13 protein-coding genes are annotated in these 16,487 nt (G+C 44.2%); 6 read left to right on the forward strand and 7 right to left on the reverse strand.

What is annotated here, in order from left to right; all coding sequences use genetic code 11:
- Window positions 1-63 precede the first annotated feature (63 nt).
- Window positions 64-1,431 carry an NAD-dependent succinate-semialdehyde dehydrogenase gene (locus ACT7WV_RS05455; protein ID WP_445101927.1) on the reverse strand — a complete coding sequence of 456 codons (1,368 nt, stop codon included), beginning with the start codon at window positions 1,429-1,431 and terminating at the stop codon, window positions 64-66.
- Between the two features lie 241 nt (window positions 1,432-1,672).
- On the opposite strand from ACT7WV_RS05455, the gene ACT7WV_RS05460 reads away from it, so the two are divergent.
- Window positions 1,673-2,908 carry a protein kinase domain-containing protein gene (locus tag ACT7WV_RS05460; RefSeq protein ID WP_445101928.1) on the forward strand — a complete coding sequence of 412 codons (1,236 nt, stop codon included), beginning with the start codon at window positions 1,673-1,675 and terminating at the stop codon, window positions 2,906-2,908.
- A gap of 15 nt (window positions 2,909-2,923) precedes the next feature.
- On the opposite strand, the gene ACT7WV_RS05465 is transcribed toward ACT7WV_RS05460, so the two are convergent.
- A complete protein-coding gene (locus ACT7WV_RS05465) occupies window positions 2,924-3,835 on the reverse strand; it encodes a c-type heme family protein (protein ID WP_445101929.1) in 912 nt (303 codons plus the stop codon).
- Between the two features lie 257 nt (window positions 3,836-4,092).
- Between ACT7WV_RS05465 and ACT7WV_RS05470 the strand changes: the two genes are divergently transcribed.
- The 3 genes from ACT7WV_RS05470 to hetR all read left to right on the forward strand — a co-directional run bounded on the left by ACT7WV_RS05470 (window position 4,093) and on the right by hetR (window position 6,647).
- Window positions 4,093-4,947 (forward strand): phosphate/phosphite/phosphonate ABC transporter substrate-binding protein, encoded by an 855-nt coding sequence (locus ACT7WV_RS05470; protein ID WP_445101930.1) that lies wholly within the window; start codon window positions 4,093-4,095, stop codon window positions 4,945-4,947.
- A 319-nt stretch (window positions 4,948-5,266) separates the two neighbouring features.
- On the forward strand, window positions 5,267-5,434 hold the full coding sequence (locus ACT7WV_RS05475) for a hypothetical protein (RefSeq protein ID WP_445101931.1): 168 nt from the start codon (window positions 5,267-5,269) through the stop codon (window positions 5,432-5,434).
- 313 nt (window positions 5,435-5,747) lie between these two features.
- Window positions 5,748-6,647 carry a heterocyst differentiation master regulator HetR gene (hetR, locus tag ACT7WV_RS05480; RefSeq protein ID WP_445101932.1) on the forward strand — a complete coding sequence of 300 codons (900 nt, stop codon included), beginning with the start codon at window positions 5,748-5,750 and terminating at the stop codon, window positions 6,645-6,647.
- A 74-nt stretch (window positions 6,648-6,721) separates the two neighbouring features.
- On the opposite strand, the gene ACT7WV_RS05485 is transcribed toward hetR, so the two are convergent.
- Window positions 6,722-7,543, reverse strand: a complete 822-nt coding sequence (locus ACT7WV_RS05485) for a TIGR00297 family protein (protein ID WP_445101933.1) — start codon at window positions 7,541-7,543, stop codon at window positions 6,722-6,724.
- Window positions 7,544-7,650: 107 nt separating this feature from the next.
- On the opposite strand from ACT7WV_RS05485, the gene ACT7WV_RS05490 reads away from it, so the two are divergent.
- Window positions 7,651-8,082, forward strand: a complete 432-nt coding sequence (locus tag ACT7WV_RS05490) for a VOC family protein (protein WP_445101934.1) — start codon at window positions 7,651-7,653, stop codon at window positions 8,080-8,082.
- A 506-nt stretch (window positions 8,083-8,588) separates the two neighbouring features.
- Here ACT7WV_RS05490 and sat read toward each other — a convergent pair.
- Together sat and cysC are read right to left on the reverse strand one after the other, a co-directional pair.
- Window positions 8,589-9,770: a sulfate adenylyltransferase gene (gene sat, locus ACT7WV_RS05495; protein ID WP_463424221.1), complete on the reverse strand. Its 1,182-nt coding sequence runs from the start codon at window positions 9,768-9,770 to the stop codon at window positions 8,589-8,591.
- Between the two features lie 98 nt (window positions 9,771-9,868).
- Window positions 9,869-10,423 (reverse strand): adenylyl-sulfate kinase, encoded by a 555-nt coding sequence (gene cysC, locus ACT7WV_RS05500; RefSeq protein ID WP_445101936.1) that lies wholly within the window; start codon window positions 10,421-10,423, stop codon window positions 9,869-9,871.
- 965 nt (window positions 10,424-11,388) lie between these two features.
- Between cysC and ACT7WV_RS05505 the strand changes: the two genes are divergently transcribed.
- Complete coding sequence (locus tag ACT7WV_RS05505) at window positions 11,389-13,812, forward strand: caspase family protein (protein WP_445101937.1); 2,424 nt, start codon at window positions 11,389-11,391, stop codon at window positions 13,810-13,812.
- 332 nt (window positions 13,813-14,144) lie between these two features.
- Here the strand turns inward: ACT7WV_RS05505 and ACT7WV_RS05510 are convergent, their stop codons facing one another.
- Together ACT7WV_RS05510 and ACT7WV_RS05515 are read right to left on the reverse strand one after the other, a co-directional pair.
- Window positions 14,145-15,023, reverse strand: a complete 879-nt coding sequence (locus ACT7WV_RS05510; protein WP_445101938.1) for an S-methyl-5'-thioadenosine phosphorylase — start codon at window positions 15,021-15,023, stop codon at window positions 14,145-14,147.
- A gap of 94 nt (window positions 15,024-15,117) precedes the next feature.
- Window positions 15,118-16,485 (reverse strand): adenylate/guanylate cyclase domain-containing protein, encoded by a 1,368-nt coding sequence (locus ACT7WV_RS05515; protein ID WP_445101939.1) that lies wholly within the window; start codon window positions 16,483-16,485, stop codon window positions 15,118-15,120.
- Window positions 16,486-16,487: the final 2 nt, after the last annotated feature.

Raw genomic sequence — 16,487 nt, forward strand, 5'->3', positions numbered from 1 at the left:
TTGCCAAACTATTCTTGTCGCCAGTTTGGCAAGAGCTTACAAAATTTAACTGAGCCTAGCTACTTATTTCACCCAAACTGTTTTGATATTGACAAATTCATGTATGCCTTGAATACCCAACTCTCGTCCGTATCCTGAACGTTTAATACCACCAAAAGGCAAGCGGGGATCTGATTTTACTAAGCCATTGATAAAAACTGCGCCGGCTTCTAGTTCATCAATTAGTCGGTGTACTTGTTCCTCATCGGTTGTCCAGGCGCTAGCTCCTAGTCCAAAAGGCGTTGCATTTGCCAGCTTAATTGCAGCCTCAATATCAGGTACTCGGAACAGTAGCGCTACCGGCCCAAAAAATTCTTCCTCATCAGCAGGTGTCCCGGCTGGAAAATCTGTCAAAATTGTCGGTGGATAAAAGTTTCCGGCGCGATCTGATAAAGGATATCCACCTGTCAGAACTTTAGCTCCTTGTTGGATACAAGCTTGGACTAGCTTGTCTAAATCTTTGAGAATACCTGGAGTAGCCAAGGGACCAACATCGGTCTCTTCATCCATAGGATCGCCAATTTTCAGTGCCTGGAATTTTTCCACAAGGCTTTGTTCAAATTGATCCGCAACAGCCTCGGCCACAATGAAGCGTTTTGCTGCAATACAAGATTGACCGTTGTTGAGCATCCTGGCCGTGACAGCTGTCGAGACTGCGGCTTCTAAATCGGCACTTTCTAAGACAACATAGGGGTCACTCCCGCCCAGTTCTAGGAGAGTTTTTTTGATCTGCTTACCAGCAGCTGAGGCTAATGCAGCTCCGGCTAGCTCTGAGCCAGTTAAAGTGGCGGCTTTGACTCGTTCGTCATTAATGACCGCTTCAACTTGGTCAGAACCAATGAGTAAAGTCTGAAAAACTCCTTCGGGAAATCCGGCTTCTGTGAAGATTTGCTCAATCGCTGTAGCACACTGCGGTACATTTGAGGCATGTTTGAGCAAACCCACATTACCTGCCATCAAAGTCGGTGCAGCAAAGCGGAATACTTGCCAAAAGGGAAAGTTCCAAGGCATTACTGCTAGAATGATCCCCAAAGGTTGGTAGCGTACAAAGCTTTTGCTAGCATCAGTATTCGCTGGTACATCGGCCAAAAAGTCAGCAGCGTGTTCAGCGTAATAACGGCAAACCAAGGCACATTTTTTAACCTCAGCGATCGCACTTTTTAGCGTCTTACCCATTTCCGTGGTCATCAGCTTGCCAAAGCTGAGTTGTTCCCGTTCTAGAATATCGGCGGCAACCTTGAGCCATTCGGCTCTTTGACTCATTGAGGTTTTGCGGTACTGCTCAAAGGCTTGCTGCGCTAGTGTTAGTTTGGTGTTGATTGAACCGCTGCTGAGCGGCTCAAAGGTTTTGATTGTTGACCCTGTTGCCGGGTTAATTGTAGCTATAGCCATTGCCTCGCTCTCCAACTCCAAGCTATATGGGGATAGCAATCCTAATTCCAGTCTAGCGTCAAGTTAGTAATTGTTAACTAAATCCTTATTGTATTGTAAATTGGCATTTTTCTATCCTGCTCTACCCATACATTGGTTGTATAGAACTATTTCCCGCTAAGGGCATCATGATTAATCTAGACTTCAGATAAATATCCTACTTCCCGGAGTCGGTTTACCCAAAAGACTTTCTGTAATCCGAATGAGCATTTGCATTAATCCTGACTGCTCAAATCCGCAAAATAGCGACACCCAGCTATTTTGCAAGAGTTGTAACTCTGAATTATTGCTGCAAGGTCGCTATCGTGTAACCCGTCAAATGGGAAGTGGTGGCTTCGGCAAAACCTACGAAGTTACTGATCGCCAAGACACTCCCAAAGTTCTTAAAGTTCTGACGAAAAATCATCCCAAGTACGTCGAACTCTTCTTGCGAGAGTCCCAAATCCTTGCCTTGCTAGAACATCCTGGCATTCCTAGAGTAGAACCAGACGCCTACTTTACCTTCTTTCCTAGAAACAGCAAAGAACCATTGCACTGTCTGGTAATGGAAATGATCTATGGTCTGGATTTACACCAATACCTGCGCAAGCGTGGTACTCCCATCGACCAAAAACTGGCAATCCAATGGCTGACCCAGCTAGTGAGTATCCTACAAGAGGTACACAACCATAACTTTTTCCACAGAGACATCAAGCCATCCAATATTATGCTCAGAGCAGATGGACCGCTGGTCTTGATTGATTTTGGCACAGCCAGAGAAATCACAGGCACCTTTATGGTTAAACAAGCAGCAGGTCAGGTAACGGGTGTGATGTCAGCTGGTTACACTCCACCGGAGCAACTCAACGGTCAAGCAGTACCACAATCTGATTTTTTTGCTTTAGGACGCACTTTTGTATATTTACTCACTGGTAAAGACCCCAGTAATTTTTATGATCCCTATACTGACGAGTTGCACTGGCGTAATGCAGTCCCCGTTATTTCGCTTGAGTTCGCTGATTTTCTGGATCGCCTGATGGCACGTTTTCCCAATCAGCGTCCTCAGACTGCCGAAATAATTTTGCAACAATTAGCAGAAATCAACCTAACTTTACCTTCAACCCAGCTACCTTCCCAGCCTAAATTTCCTGGGGGTTCTCAGCAGACAGAAACTACAGCGTATCTCCCACAAAACCCTAACTCCGTAGGTAGACAAAACACCTCTGGACAGTCGAAACCGTCTACATCACCGCCGAGTCCCTCGCAACTTAGGCAAAATTTTATCTCTAGGTGTCAACAAGAACTTGCCGAATTAATCGGTCCGATGGCTTCTATTATTTGTAAACGCACTTTGCAGCAAAATCCGGGAATATCCCAAGACGAATTCGTAGAAGCTTTAGCGAAAAAAATTCCTGATCGACAGCAAGCAAAAGAATTTGAGCGGCGTTTACTTTCTTAGACTCTTCTTGATTGATTACTTAGATTCAGAATTCAGCATATCCATCGCCATTTGTAAGCTAACTTTCATGCGGTTCAGAGAAGCTGCTAATACACCAATTTCATCATTGGAGTCATGTTTAAATTCTCCCTCCATGTTGCCAGTGCTCACCTGTCTAGACAATTGAGCCATCTCCTTAAGATGTCTGACCACAGAGAATTTAAGGAAAAGATTAATAATCAAAACGGCGATTAGGAAAAACCCGATCAGAATGCCAATTACTAATAACTGTAAACGCCGCGCCGCATTAATTACTTCACTGGCTGGAGTTGAGATAATTCTTGCTCCAACAACTTCATTGAGTTGCCAACCAAAACCGTTGTCGCTACCGTAGGTGAGAATTTGGCTCTTGGGTGCAGCCTCTGGAGTGCTATGGCATCGCAGACAGCTTTCCTCAGAAACAGCAAGAGGACGGGCAACATAAAAAATTCTGCCACTAGGTAGGTAACGAAATCCTGTTAATTCTTTGAGATTTGATTGATTGCGGAAATTCTCGACGATTGTTGTTTCAAATGCATCGGCTTTATCTCGTAGGTTAGTGGGATTTAGGGTAGCTTCTTTATAGAAAAAATTGCTGTATTGTGGAGTTTTTCTTAGGTTTTCAAATACTTCACGAGCCGAATAACCTGGTACTGTTTGTGGTAAAAACTGTTCCTCTGTTTCCAATCTAGGAGCTAGCTCTGGATTAACTTGGTTACTAGTATATTCACGAACAGCGCCCATGGTTTCGATCAGAACAATAGCTTCATCGGCAACCACTTTTTTTGCATAGTTTCCTAGAATTATCGACAATAACAATCCACTAACCAGTACTACCACTAAAAAGATTGCCAGTAGAATTAAATTAAGCTTCGCTCCCAAATTAAGATTTTTGAAAACTTTGTTCATTTTTTAACTCCTGTGGATTGATAGCCGATCGTTTATTTCTACTACTAAAAAAAACGAATTACCAGTAAAATTGTCATTTTAATTTGTCTTAAAAACTAGATAATAACATTTATCTAAGTTAGTTAATTTGGGTGTTATTGAGCTACCAAAGATATTGACAATGCTGGGAATATAGCTATTTTTTATTTCTCCATATAGAGTGTATTCTAAACAAAGACACCTCAGGGGACGTTTTCTAACACTTCTTATTATTAAGTATGTTTTCACGCCGCCTCTTCCTACTAAATCTTCTATTCCTTCTCACAGCTTGCCAACCACCAACGGGAAGTGAAGCAGGAAAATTAACTATTGGGGTGGTCAGTTATGGAGAAGGGGAGCGATCGCTAGAGCAATACTCTGCTTTGAAGGACTATCTGGCAACTCAACTCAAGGCGATGATAGAACTCGAGCCTGTCTACAACGAAGTCAGGGCTTTAGCACAGATTAGACGGAGAACTTGGTCTTTAGTGTTTGCCCCTCCTGGCTTGGCAGCGATCGCTATTTCTGAGGAGCAGTACTTGCCGCTTTTGCCCCTCGAAGGACTCAGAAGGGTACGCTCAGTAATCGTGGTACGCGACGAAAATCCTGTTCAAAAGTTGAATGATCTAGCAGGTAAAGTGATCGCTCTCGGTCAACCTGGTTCTGCTACAGGATATTATTTGCCGATTTACAATCTTTATGGTTTAACTCTGGCTGAAGTGCGTTTTGCCCCCACACCAAAAACTGTCCTCCAGTGGATTGACCAGCAAGAGGTGGTAGCAGGAGCTTTGTCCTTAGCTGAGTTTGAACGCTACCGCAAAGATTTTAGCCAAACTAAGTTTCGCATTCTTTACACAGACTTAAGTACTGTTCCCGCTGGTGCGATCCTCGTTGGACCCACAGTTGAGCGCAACCAACAAGAACAAATTCGCAAGGTACTCAAATCGGTTTCTCCGAGCATAGCAGCAGCAGCAGGATATATTCCCAGCGCCAAAGCGCCTGACTATGGACACCTAATCGAGGTAGTCAAAAGAGTTAGACCCATTGCCGAACGAATTAAAGAGAAGCCTGCACCTTTGCACGAGATGTCCTAGATAGGCAGAAGGGAAAGTTGTAGGTGGAAAATCGAAAATGGAGCTTTTAACACCACTATTCGGCTTATAGTCTCAATTTTTCATTAATCCTTTAACAATTTAACCCTTTTTCCATTAACCATTAGCATGGGCGACGAGATTTTCTGTTAGCTATCTAGTTAGGGGAAAAGCTCACCTATCCTGCTTTAGAGGGGTTATCAGCTATAACTTCTTAGACACTTCTCTAACCCCAATAATTAAACTCTCTTCAAGGAATATCCTGAAAACATGACCAAAAAGCCGAATGAGGAAGTGCAAACCCCAATTCGGATCTTTGGCTATGTGCTTTTACAACAGAATTATTTCTCAGCTGAAATCTGTCGGTTTTCAACAACTTCTATCGGCTGCCACTCTACTGAAAATTGAGCAGGCTAGCCAACTCAAGGAAACCGCAGCCACAATATTCTACCACCGTGGTAGTGGACGTATCGAGCTAGCAAACGCTTAATATTGAAACAGCTAGCGAAATATTCAATCTTCCGACATCAAGTCCAGTTTTTGGAAACTCCTCTTCCTCTGTCAAGCAACTATGGATGGGGAGCTTCCGAATTCTCTATTTTTCTACTGTTATCTATAATAGGAGTTTACCATTCGTTTTGTATAATGGAAAGTAAGAAATTGAGCTTCGAGCATTAGGGTGCTTTTTGTAGGCGAATCTTTTGCCTAGTGAGCTAAACTCGCTGAGTAGAGTGAGACGGTGAGGTAACTCACCAAGGAACACAGTTATTGTAATCCTACGATCTAACCGCCCCTAAAGATAGATGATCAACTACGCCGATCTGATCAAAAGCCTCAGTCCCAGTGCCATGGATCAGATTATGCTATACCTGGCTTTCAGCGCCATGAGAACCAGTGGACATAGGCACGGGGCTTTTCTCGATGCGGCGGCAACTGCCGCCAAATGCGCGATCTATATGACCTACTTGGAGCAAGGTGAAAATACCCGGATGACTGGGCATTTACACCACATTGAGCCCAAGCGGGTCAAGGTGATTGTTGAAGAGGTTAGACAAGCTCTAACCGAAGGAAGGCTGTTAAAGATGCTAGGCTCTCAGGAGCCTCGCTATCTGATCCAATTCCCTTATGTCTGGATGGATCAGTACTCCTGGCAACCAGGAAGATCGCGCATCTCTGGCACTAGCCTCACTGCTGATCAAAAGCAATATATCCAGGACAAACTGCCTGGTAACTTACCTGATGCCCAGGTGATTAATTCCCTTAAGTTTATGGAGTTAATCGAATTTCTGCACACTCGAGCACAGGAAGACTGGTCCCAAGAGCGACGCCAGTCTCTGAGCGAGGCCATGGCAGAACACATTAAGCGGCGCTTGCTCTATTCAGGGACAGTAACGCGAATCGATTGCCCTTGGGGGTTGCCTTACTATGCTCTTACCCGCGCGTCTTACTCGCCGGTAGATGGCAAAGAACGCACCTACACCATGGTCGAAGATACAGCGCGCTACTTCCGACTCATGAAAGATTGGGCAGAGCGCCAGCCTAAGGTGATGCGGCTGTTGGAGGAATTAGATATTCCTCCAGAGAACATGGATCAGGCAATGGAAGAACTTGATGAAGTTGTCCGTGCTTGGGCGGATAAATATCATCGAGATGGTGGTAAACCAATGATTCTACAGATGGTTTTTGGGCCACAAGTAGAATAGGAGACTGGAGATTGAACGTTGTTAGCACATCAGGCGTAGCACCTATGGTGCGCCTGAGGCGCAACACAAGATGTCTAGTTTGAAAGGTTATTGACAGCCGTCAAAGCCTCCAAACTGCTGGCGATCAACCCAGGCTTAACCAGCCCCCAAGCCAAGGCAAAAAGTACCGCCGCGATCGCACCAATTAGGGTATTAATAATATTCACGACTTCATTAGTCATCCAGTCAAATTCAGATTGCAGAGTCGCACCAATGACACTCTCAAGATTAGTGGCGACGAAGGCAGCTAATACACACAAAACAATACCTGTCAAGTCAATTAGACCGACACCCCAACCGACAAAAGCGATCGCTACCGAGGCCACTAATCCGGCTAAGGTTCCTTCTAAACTAATAGCTCCTTCAGTTCCCCGCGCTACTGGTTGTAGGGTGGTAATCAAAAAAGTCCGCTTGCCATAAGCTTTACCAACTTCACTGGCAGTAGTATCTGAGAGTTTTGTGGCAAAACTCGCTACGTAGGCGAGCAGCAGCAATTGTTGAGCAGGAACCGCCGCCAAGATAGTTCCCAAAGCACACAAAGCGCCTGTAAGAGCTGATCCCCAGACATTCTCCGGTCCCCTCGCACCGGAACGCTTCTCCGCAATACCTTCAGCCTCCTTTTGCGTTATGCCGAGGCGTGTCACACTAGAACCCACCAGAAAATAAAATAATACGACCAAGTAACCTGGCCAGCCAAGAGTACCCCAAATCAGGACACCAAGCGCCCAAGCGTGGAGGATACCTGCTGGTGTCAGGAGCTTTTTCGGAGCCAACCAAGCAAGGGCTAGCAAAATTGTGTTTAATCCCGCAGCAACTAGCCAGGGATTTAAAAAATCAAAATCAATACTAGAAAGCATTACAAATCATGACGAAATGACTTTTGTCAAAATATCATTGGCAAGTTAACTTTCGGTAAGTTAAATTTGCGGTTGGAAGTTTCAAATTGAAAACTTTAAGTAGAAAAATGAACCCAGTTTTATTTCATCTAGCTTTTCCCGTTACCGACATTGAGCAAGCTAAAGAATACTATGGCAATGGTCTAGGTTGCGAAATTGGTAGAGAATCGCGTAATGCTGTAATTCTCAATTTATACGGTAATCAATTGGTAGCCCACCTTACTCAAGAAACAATAACACCTCAAAGGGGTATTTATCCTCGTCATTTCGGCTTGGTTTTTACAGCAGAAGCTGACTGGGAAGCAATGCTCTCCCACGTCCAACAAAAACAACTAACCTTTTATCAAGAGCCAAGGCTGCGTTTTCCTGACGAAATTACAGAGCATCGCACATTCTTCTTGCAAGACCCTTTCTCTAACTTGATGGAGTTTAAATTCTACCGTCATACTGAGGCAATTTTTGGCAGTCGCGAGTCAGCAGCAGTTGGCGATCGCGCTTAGGATTGAAGAGGTGGAAGGCAGGTAGGAGAGTTAGAAATAAGCAAATTTTTCAGTTTTTGTAAAACCGACTTTTCAGAACAGTGCAGTTTTTATATTTGTGCCAGTTGGCTATTGCCTATCTCTGTGCAAATCTTAGAGAACCTTTCCCCCACACGAAGTATCTAAGCGCTCATGATCGATTGCCAAATTATCTGTCGCCATTGTCAGATTAGACCGTGTCATCAAATAGCTGCCGACCTAGTTTAGAATCACCAGGCTCAGAGAGTTGAGTCAATCTAGATGAGTGCTATCGTGAGGTGCCGCTATAGCTTGCGTGACGATCAGTGGGAATGCATCAGAGATTTATTATCAGGGCGAAAGGAAACTCTCGGAGTGACGGGACTTAACTGAAGAATTGGGAGATGGTCGGCTGTGAACCAGCCGACCCCAAAGTAGATAGTAATCTACACAGAAAGCAGAGCGTTGCCCTAGTATAGGGCTTGACGCTCATGCTCTTGGTTGAGATTTTAATCGTGCATCGCTCTAACCAATTCCGCAGCTACTTGCGGTCTGGAAAATTCTGGTGGTGGTAGCTCGCCATTACGGAGCATTTGTCTTACTTTAGTACCTGATAAGTGAATGCGCTCTTCTTTGCTACTGGGGCTAGTCTTAGATGTTGCCATTGTCTGGGTGCGGGTGCAGTAGAAAGCGTGCTCGAACTTCATCGGCACAATACCCAGTTCCCCAGGTTTGAACTCATCAAAAATGTACTGAGCGTCGTAGGTACCATAGTAATCACCAACACCAGCGTGGTCACGTCCCACAATAAAGTGAGTGCAACCGTAGTTCTTACGTACCAAAGCATGGAAAATTGCTTCTCTAGGACCAGCGTAGCGCATGGCAGCGGGGTTAATCGCCAGAATCACTCGGTCGTTCGGGAAGTAGTGTTCTACCATGATTTCGTAGCAACGCATCCGTACCTCAGCCGGGATGTCGTCACTCTTGGTTGCACCAACTAGAGGATGAAGGAATAGACCATCAACGGTTTCTAGGGCGCACTTGATAATGTATTCGTGGGCGCGGTGGATGGGATTACGAGTCTGGAAGCCGACAACGGTTTTCCAGCCTCTTTCTGCGAACAAGGCACGGGAAGCAGCTGGGTCAATTTGGTAAGCTGGGAACTGAGCATGGGGGTCACGCTCGAGCAACCAAACAGGACCAGCAAGGTTAATTTCTCCCTGATTGTAAATCACCTGAACACCAGGGTGTTTTTCTTCATCGGTGCGGTAAACTTTAACCGCCTCACGATTTTTGTCGTAGCGATACTTCTGAGTTAGCTCTAAAACTCCCACAAAGCGCCCGCTGGGATCATCGAGGCGAACCAAACTACCTTCCTTGAGGGGTTCGGCCACAGCCTCTTCCACTGAGAGGGTAATCGGAATTGACCAAGGTTGAGAGTTAGACAGACGCATGTCCTCAACTACAGTCTCATAATCAGCTTGCTCCATAAAGCCGATTACTGGACTGAATCCGCCAATGGCAATCATCTCTAAATCAGAGGTCGTCCGCTGATCAAGCTGTACTCTGGGTAGAGAATCTGCTTTATCTAAGAACTCAGAGCGTTGCTCAGGCGTGGCAATGCGGTTTACTAGCTGGTCGATTTGAGGAACAACACCCTCTTGATGGCTACTCACAGTAAGACTTTGCATGTTTGAGATGATAGTGGTTTCTACAGTTGTTTCAAGTTTTAGGAATGCAGTTAATTGGGTCATGGCACAGAAAATGGCTGGGCAGCCTTTTTATGCTTCTAAACTGCTGGCACTGCTGATGCCTGAGCAAAATAACCCAATTCTTCTAGTTTCTTGAGGACTTTGGCAACACTTTCTGATTCATCTTCCAGGTCAGTTCTACATTCAACTTCTGGGTCAATGGGTGGTTCGTAGGGATCATCAATGCCCGTAAAACCCTTAATGTCTCCTGAACGGGCGCGCTTGTAAAGCCCCTTGACATCTCGTCCTTCGCAGACATTTAGGGGAGCATTGACGTAAACTTCAACAAAATTCCCGATTTTTTCTCTTACCTCTTCCCGAATTTCACGATACGGTGAAATTGCTGAAACCAAGACAATTGCATCATTGCGAGTTAGAATACGAGATACAAAACCAATGCGACGGATGTTTTCGTCCCGGTCTTCCTTAGTAAAGCCTAACCCCTTAGTGAGATTAGTTCGGACTACATCTCCATCCAAAATTTCCAGCTTATATCCTTTAGCGCGCAGAGCCTCTGCTACTGCCTTAGAGATGGTAGTCTTGCCGGCACCACTCAAACCAGTGAACCATAGTGTTACACCGCGTTGATCCATCGTACTTTTTTCCTATTACTCTAGAACATTGCAAAGCAACTCGTCTCGTCTCAGCCAATCGAGATATCCAGGCTCAATGTTGTTGATAGCTCTGGGTTTGAGAAAACAGACTTTTGAGCTGGATTCTGATGGCTTCAACGCACTAGTTGATCCGCATAATGGCTTGGCACTGTTGGATATCTCTATTCTTTGGGCTGCTTGAAGAGGAATTTACCTAAGAAAAACCTTGCCATGTTGTAATACATAGCCCAGTTTTCCAACAACTTGGCAGATTGGATAAATCAGTTACACCTGAGCTGAGAGCTTGGGGAGATTCACCCAATATTCTTCAAACCAGAAATTATCTAACTATTTACAGGTTGTTCTAGTTGGACGTAGGTGTAGACTTTTTTGAGTTCCTGTAAGAAATACACCCCCGTTAGATGTTGCTTTCTTAGCTACAGCAAAGCAGTTCTCGACAGGTAGAACTTACTATGATAAGAATTTAATAAAAAAGTGCCAATTAGCATTGCCGCTATCCGGATTCTTTTGCCATGTCTGTATTAAGCAACTAAGATGCTCCCCGGTTGCGTTTAAGCCAGACATCCAAGCAGAGCAAGACCTGTTAGCAACAGTTTAACTGTTAAATATTGATACGTCACGTAAACTTAAGAGTGAGGCTCGGAATAAGTTAGTAGTCTAGAGCAACGGCTGAGGCAATAACTAATAAGCAAATGGGAGTTACAGTAAACTGCTGTTTGATTACAGCTCTGACCTTCTCATTTGCTGGGGAGGGCTATTACCGGATACATTTGTGAATTTCCTGTTTTCGCTGTCCGCTAAGATATCAGCAGTCGTCATCTTCCCATTCATCGTTTATTATTCATTGTTGACCTTTCTATTAGTTTCTGTAACCTAGCCTGGAAGCTGATAGCTAACTTATTCCTGGTAGGCTGATACCTGAGATCTGAGAGCTGAGTGCGAATATGGGACTTGATAGGCGGACTTTTCTGCAAAAAGCTGGTTTGGGGCTGGCGGGACTGGGGATGAGTGAAACAGTACTATCACTCCTAGGTGATCAAAGCTTAGCCGTTCCTATGTTAGACCGCTATTTCCAAGTGCTGGCACAACCTGGGGCGCGGAAGTTGGCACTACTGGTAGGGATCAACCAGTATCCTCGGATCGCAGCCTTGGGTGGTTGTATCACGGATGTGGAACTGCAACGAGAACTGTTAATTCATAGATTTGGTGTTAACCCTAGCGATATCTTGGTGCTGACAGATAATCAAGCCACTAGGGAGAACATCGAAACGACTTTTGTTGAGCATCTGACTAAACAAGCTAAGGCTGGGGATGTGGTACTCTTCCACTTCAGCGGTTATGGTAGCCGCGTCAAGGTCAATCAAGAGTCTCAAACAGACCAATCAATACTTCTGCAAAATAGCTTGGTGCCAGCAGACGGTATTGTACCCACAAAAGGAACACCCATAGGCAATGATTTACTGGAAGAAACCTTGATTTTGCTGATGCGATCGCTTGCCACAGATCACATCACTGCGGTACTCGATACAAGCTACACGAGAGCAGTCAATATCCTCCAAGGGAATCTGCGCGTCAGATCTTGCCCTAACCCAGCAGCAGAACGTCCTAGTTCAGGAGAACTGGCTTTTCAAGAACAAATCCTGCGCAACCTCAAGGACCAGGGAAGACAAGTGTCCCCCTCAGAAAGTTTAACTCAAGTACCGGGACTTGTTTTGGCAGCAGCAGGGCCTTCTCAACTAGCGACAGAGGCTCAGTGGAATGGTTTCAGTGCTGGCTTGTTCACCTATGCTCTGACTCAGCATCTCTGGCAAGCTTCTCCGGCTACAACAATTAGGGTGAGTCTGAGTCGCACAGCAGGAACGGTAAATCAACTAGCTGGTAAAGAACAACAGCCTAGGTTAAGTGGCAAAACAAGTCAACAGAAGCCATTACTTGCCTATTACTTACCACCGGATCCTAATATTGGGGCAGACGGTGTGGTAACAGCAATAGAAGATAATGGCAAAGCAGCACAAATCTGGTTAGCTGGACTGCCAGCTACCGTTCTGGAATACTACGGTACTAATTCTCTTCTGCAATTAGTAGGTAGCTTAGGGGGGGACTTATCTAGCTCTGGACAAAATAAGCTGAAAGCTAGCGACTCTCAAGTAGAAAAATCTGATCATCTACCTTCAGCAGAACAAGCTTTAACCCCCGACCAACCAATACGACTGCAAGTACGCTTCAAAGAGGGCTTAATTGCCAAGGCACGAATTGTTGGCACAAATGTGGCTGAAAATTATCAGCTACAAGTTGGGCAGCTAGTTCAGGAAGTCATCCGTGTACTGCCCCGCAATCTCGGTCTAACAATTGCTTTAGATAGTCTACTAGAAAGAATTGAGCGGGTGGATGCTACAAGTGCTTTCGCCAGCATCCCCTCCGTATCATCGGTGGTAGGAGCCGGAGAACAACCTGCCGATTATCTATTCGGGAAAATCAGCAAGACCCCAATGATTAAAGTGGCGTCGCCGGCTGTCACAGGTTCTGAGATGTCTGAGGGTTTAACTAATAATGCTGGAGCCCATACGGGTGGCTATGGATTGTTTTATCTTGCTAGGGATCCTATTCCTAATACAGCAGGAGAAGCTGGGGAAGCTGTCAAGTCAGCAGCTAGCCGACTGACCCCAAAACTGAAAACTTTACGGGCAGCAAAATTGCTGCGTTTAACCGCAAATGAAGGCTCTTCCCGTTTGGGCATCCGGGCGTCGCTGGAGAGAGTGGAGACTCAGCCCCAGACTTTGATGCAACGGGAAACTCTGCGGGTGTCAAAATTGCCTAATTTCTTGAAAAACAAAAGGATTGAAGGTGACTTAGTTCTCTCAGCAGCAGAGAGTAGTATCCCAAAATTGCCGATTGGAAGTCGTATCCAATACCGCTTGGAGAATTACAGCGACTACCCAGTCTACTTTATTTTTCTCGGCGTTGACACCAACACCAACGCGATCGCACTCTATAAAATCAGAGAAACTAGCAACATGCCCCTTCAAGACGCAGTGATCCAACCCGGTGAATCTCTGACCATACCACAACCTGCGGCTTCTTTTAACTGGGTTGTCCCCGGACCTGCTGGTCTTGTCGAGTTACAACTCATTTGCAGTCGCGCACCCTTCAAGAAAGCGATTACAACACTGGAAGCGGCTGGTCGTCCGAAGGGAGAAGGGGAGCGAATTGATGATCTATTTAACCCTCTAGAAGTAGCACAAGGCGTGTTACAAGACTTGCATAATGCGAGTAATGTTTCCGCCGATATTATCGGTACAGTTTCCGATAGCTATGTACTCGATGTGAATGCCTGGGCAACTTTGAATTTTATCTATCAGGTCGTTTGATATCTTCTGTAGTTTGATATTTTCTGGTGTCGTTAGTCTTTAGCCTATATTTCATGAGAATTAAATCAATGATCAGAAAATCAGTTTGATAAATTTAACCGCATTTGAAGTTAATCGCTTTCCCTTGCTTGTATCCTGACTTAAGCGATCTAGATTTAAAGGTCAGGAGTAAATTCTTTTTCTCCTGTTAATCTAGGTGAACCGTAATGGGAAAGCGATCACTATTGGCGACAGACTGAAGATTAAGACTTAATCAAGAAGCCTCAGACATCTACGGCATTTTTACACGATATCTACTCAGCTTAAGGGCAATTAAACATAAGTAAATCTATCTATAAGTACTTATCCAACAACATTCCCAATTTATCCCTAGTAGCTACTGGTATCTTATCCAACGGCGTCAAAATTGCGTACTTTAATGCAGAATGAGCTTCTGAAACTGGTAAATTTTCACTCAAACTTCGTACTGTTTCTTGAATGACTCTCTGAGCATTAGTAGCATTGCGCATCAAATTACCAATCACCATTTCTACCGTCACGCTGTCGTGCTCAGGATGCCAACAATCGTAATCTGTTACCAGTGCTAAAGTTGCATAGGCAATCTCCGCTTCCCGCGCCAACTTCGCCTCTGGTAAATTAGTCATGCCAATTACCGTTGCCCCCCAACTGCGATAGAGATTAGACTCAGCTTTAGTAGAAAATGCTGGACCCTCCATGCAAACATAAGTGCCGCCTCTGTGTAGCGTTACATCCGGTAATTCAAGACTAGCAACAGCATCCGCTAAAACTGCCGCTAATTGCTGGCAAACAGGATCAGCAAAAGCAATGTGGGCAACAATTCCTTCACCAAAAAAAGTAGAAACTCGATTCTTAGTACGATCAATAAACTGATCTGGCACTACCATATCCAGGGGTTTGGCTTCTTGCTTAAGGGAACCAACTGCAGATGCTGAAATCAAATACTCCACGCCCAACTGCTTCATCGCATAAATATTTGCTTGAAACGGCAACTCAGAGGGCAAAAGGTGATGATTACGACCATGACGGGCGAGAAAAGCAACTTTTGTATTTTCTAGTTTTCCTACAATTAGGGTGTCAGAAGGAGAGCCAAAAGGTGTGTTGACTGACACCTCCTCTACTTCTTTAAGGGCTTCCATCTTATAAAGACCACTACCACCAATAATTCCGATCTTCGCCTGAGCTGTTGTCATTTATCTTCCTATTTACTGTCATGCCCAGTTATTTTATCGGTAAATAGAACGCAATTATCAACAAGTCTTCCCAATTTTTGGACTAACACCGTGTTTAGGGGTCTAATTGCGATTTGAGCTGTCTGCACTTCTTGCTTGCACTTTTAAGATAAAGACGCACAGCTCCATCTTTTTGATTCACTTTTAAGAGTTGCTCAAATATTTGTTGTGCTTGGTGAAATTGCTGTTGGTGGAAGAGAAAAATGCCTCTTTCAAAATCGGTTTTAGTTTCTGTCTTGATGTCTTTGAGGGGTTGGGGGTTACTTTCGTACAGTTCAAATACACCAACAGGAGCTCTTTTACCTTTAACTCTTACCCGATCTAAAAACCGACAACTATACTTCTGAGGGTCATCTAGCTGGGATAAAGTTTGAGCACTGAAAACTATTTCTACCCCGTAGAGCTTAGTTAAGCCTTCCAGATGAGATGCCAGATTAACTGCATCAGAAATTACTGTACTTTCCATCCGTTGCTCATCACCAATCGTACCTAACATCAAGCTACCTGTGTGTAAACCAATACCGATAGCTATAGGTTTTTCACCTTTTTTTTGTCGTTGAATATTATACAAGGCAACCTGCTTTTGCATATCAATGGCTGCCCGCACTGCATCCTCAGCTTTTTCTGGAAACAGCGCCATAATGGCATCACCAATATATTTATCAATAAAGCCATTATATCGACGGATAACTGGGCAAACCCAGCTTAAATAATCGTTGATGAAATCAAAATTTTCCTGGAGAGACATTCCCTCAGACATACGGGTGAATGAGCGAATATCAGCAAAGAGAATTGTCATTTCTGCTTGCACAGAGTCTCCTAATTTAGCATCAACAATACTTTGCCGATTCAAAAACTTCAAAAACTCACGCGGCACAAAACGAGCGGAAGCGGCTGCTATTGTTTCTAGTTCTCTTTTACTTTTTTCAATATTTGTTAGGGCAATGAATGTTTTTAGTGCTGTAACTACAATAGTAAACAGTTTTGGAGTGGTTAGTTCTGTTTTTGTTTTATAATCATTAATATCGTAATTGAGAATAACTAGCTTTTCGGGTGCTTGTTCTGATTCTTCTGTCCGTAAAATGATTCTAACAAACTGATTATTTAAGACTTCTCGTATATACTTAATAACTTCTAACCCTGCATCCTTAGTTTCCATGACTATGTTAAGCAAGACTAAAGCTGTATCAGGATGTTGCTCAATTAACTGTTTAGCTTCTTTACCAGAATAAGCACTTATAAAATTCAAACCTTTCCCGTCTAACTGGAAGTTATTGAGACCTAGCTTAGTCAGATCATGGAGTTCAGTCTCATCATCAACTATCAAGATTTTCCAAGCGGAATGTGTTTCTTTAATTTTCTCTTTAAAAGATAAATTATTTTCATTGTCAGCGAAGGATGAGCTTAAACTGTCTTTTGACATTA

It is taken from the genome of Symploca atlantica LB2515, from assembly GCF_052546295.1.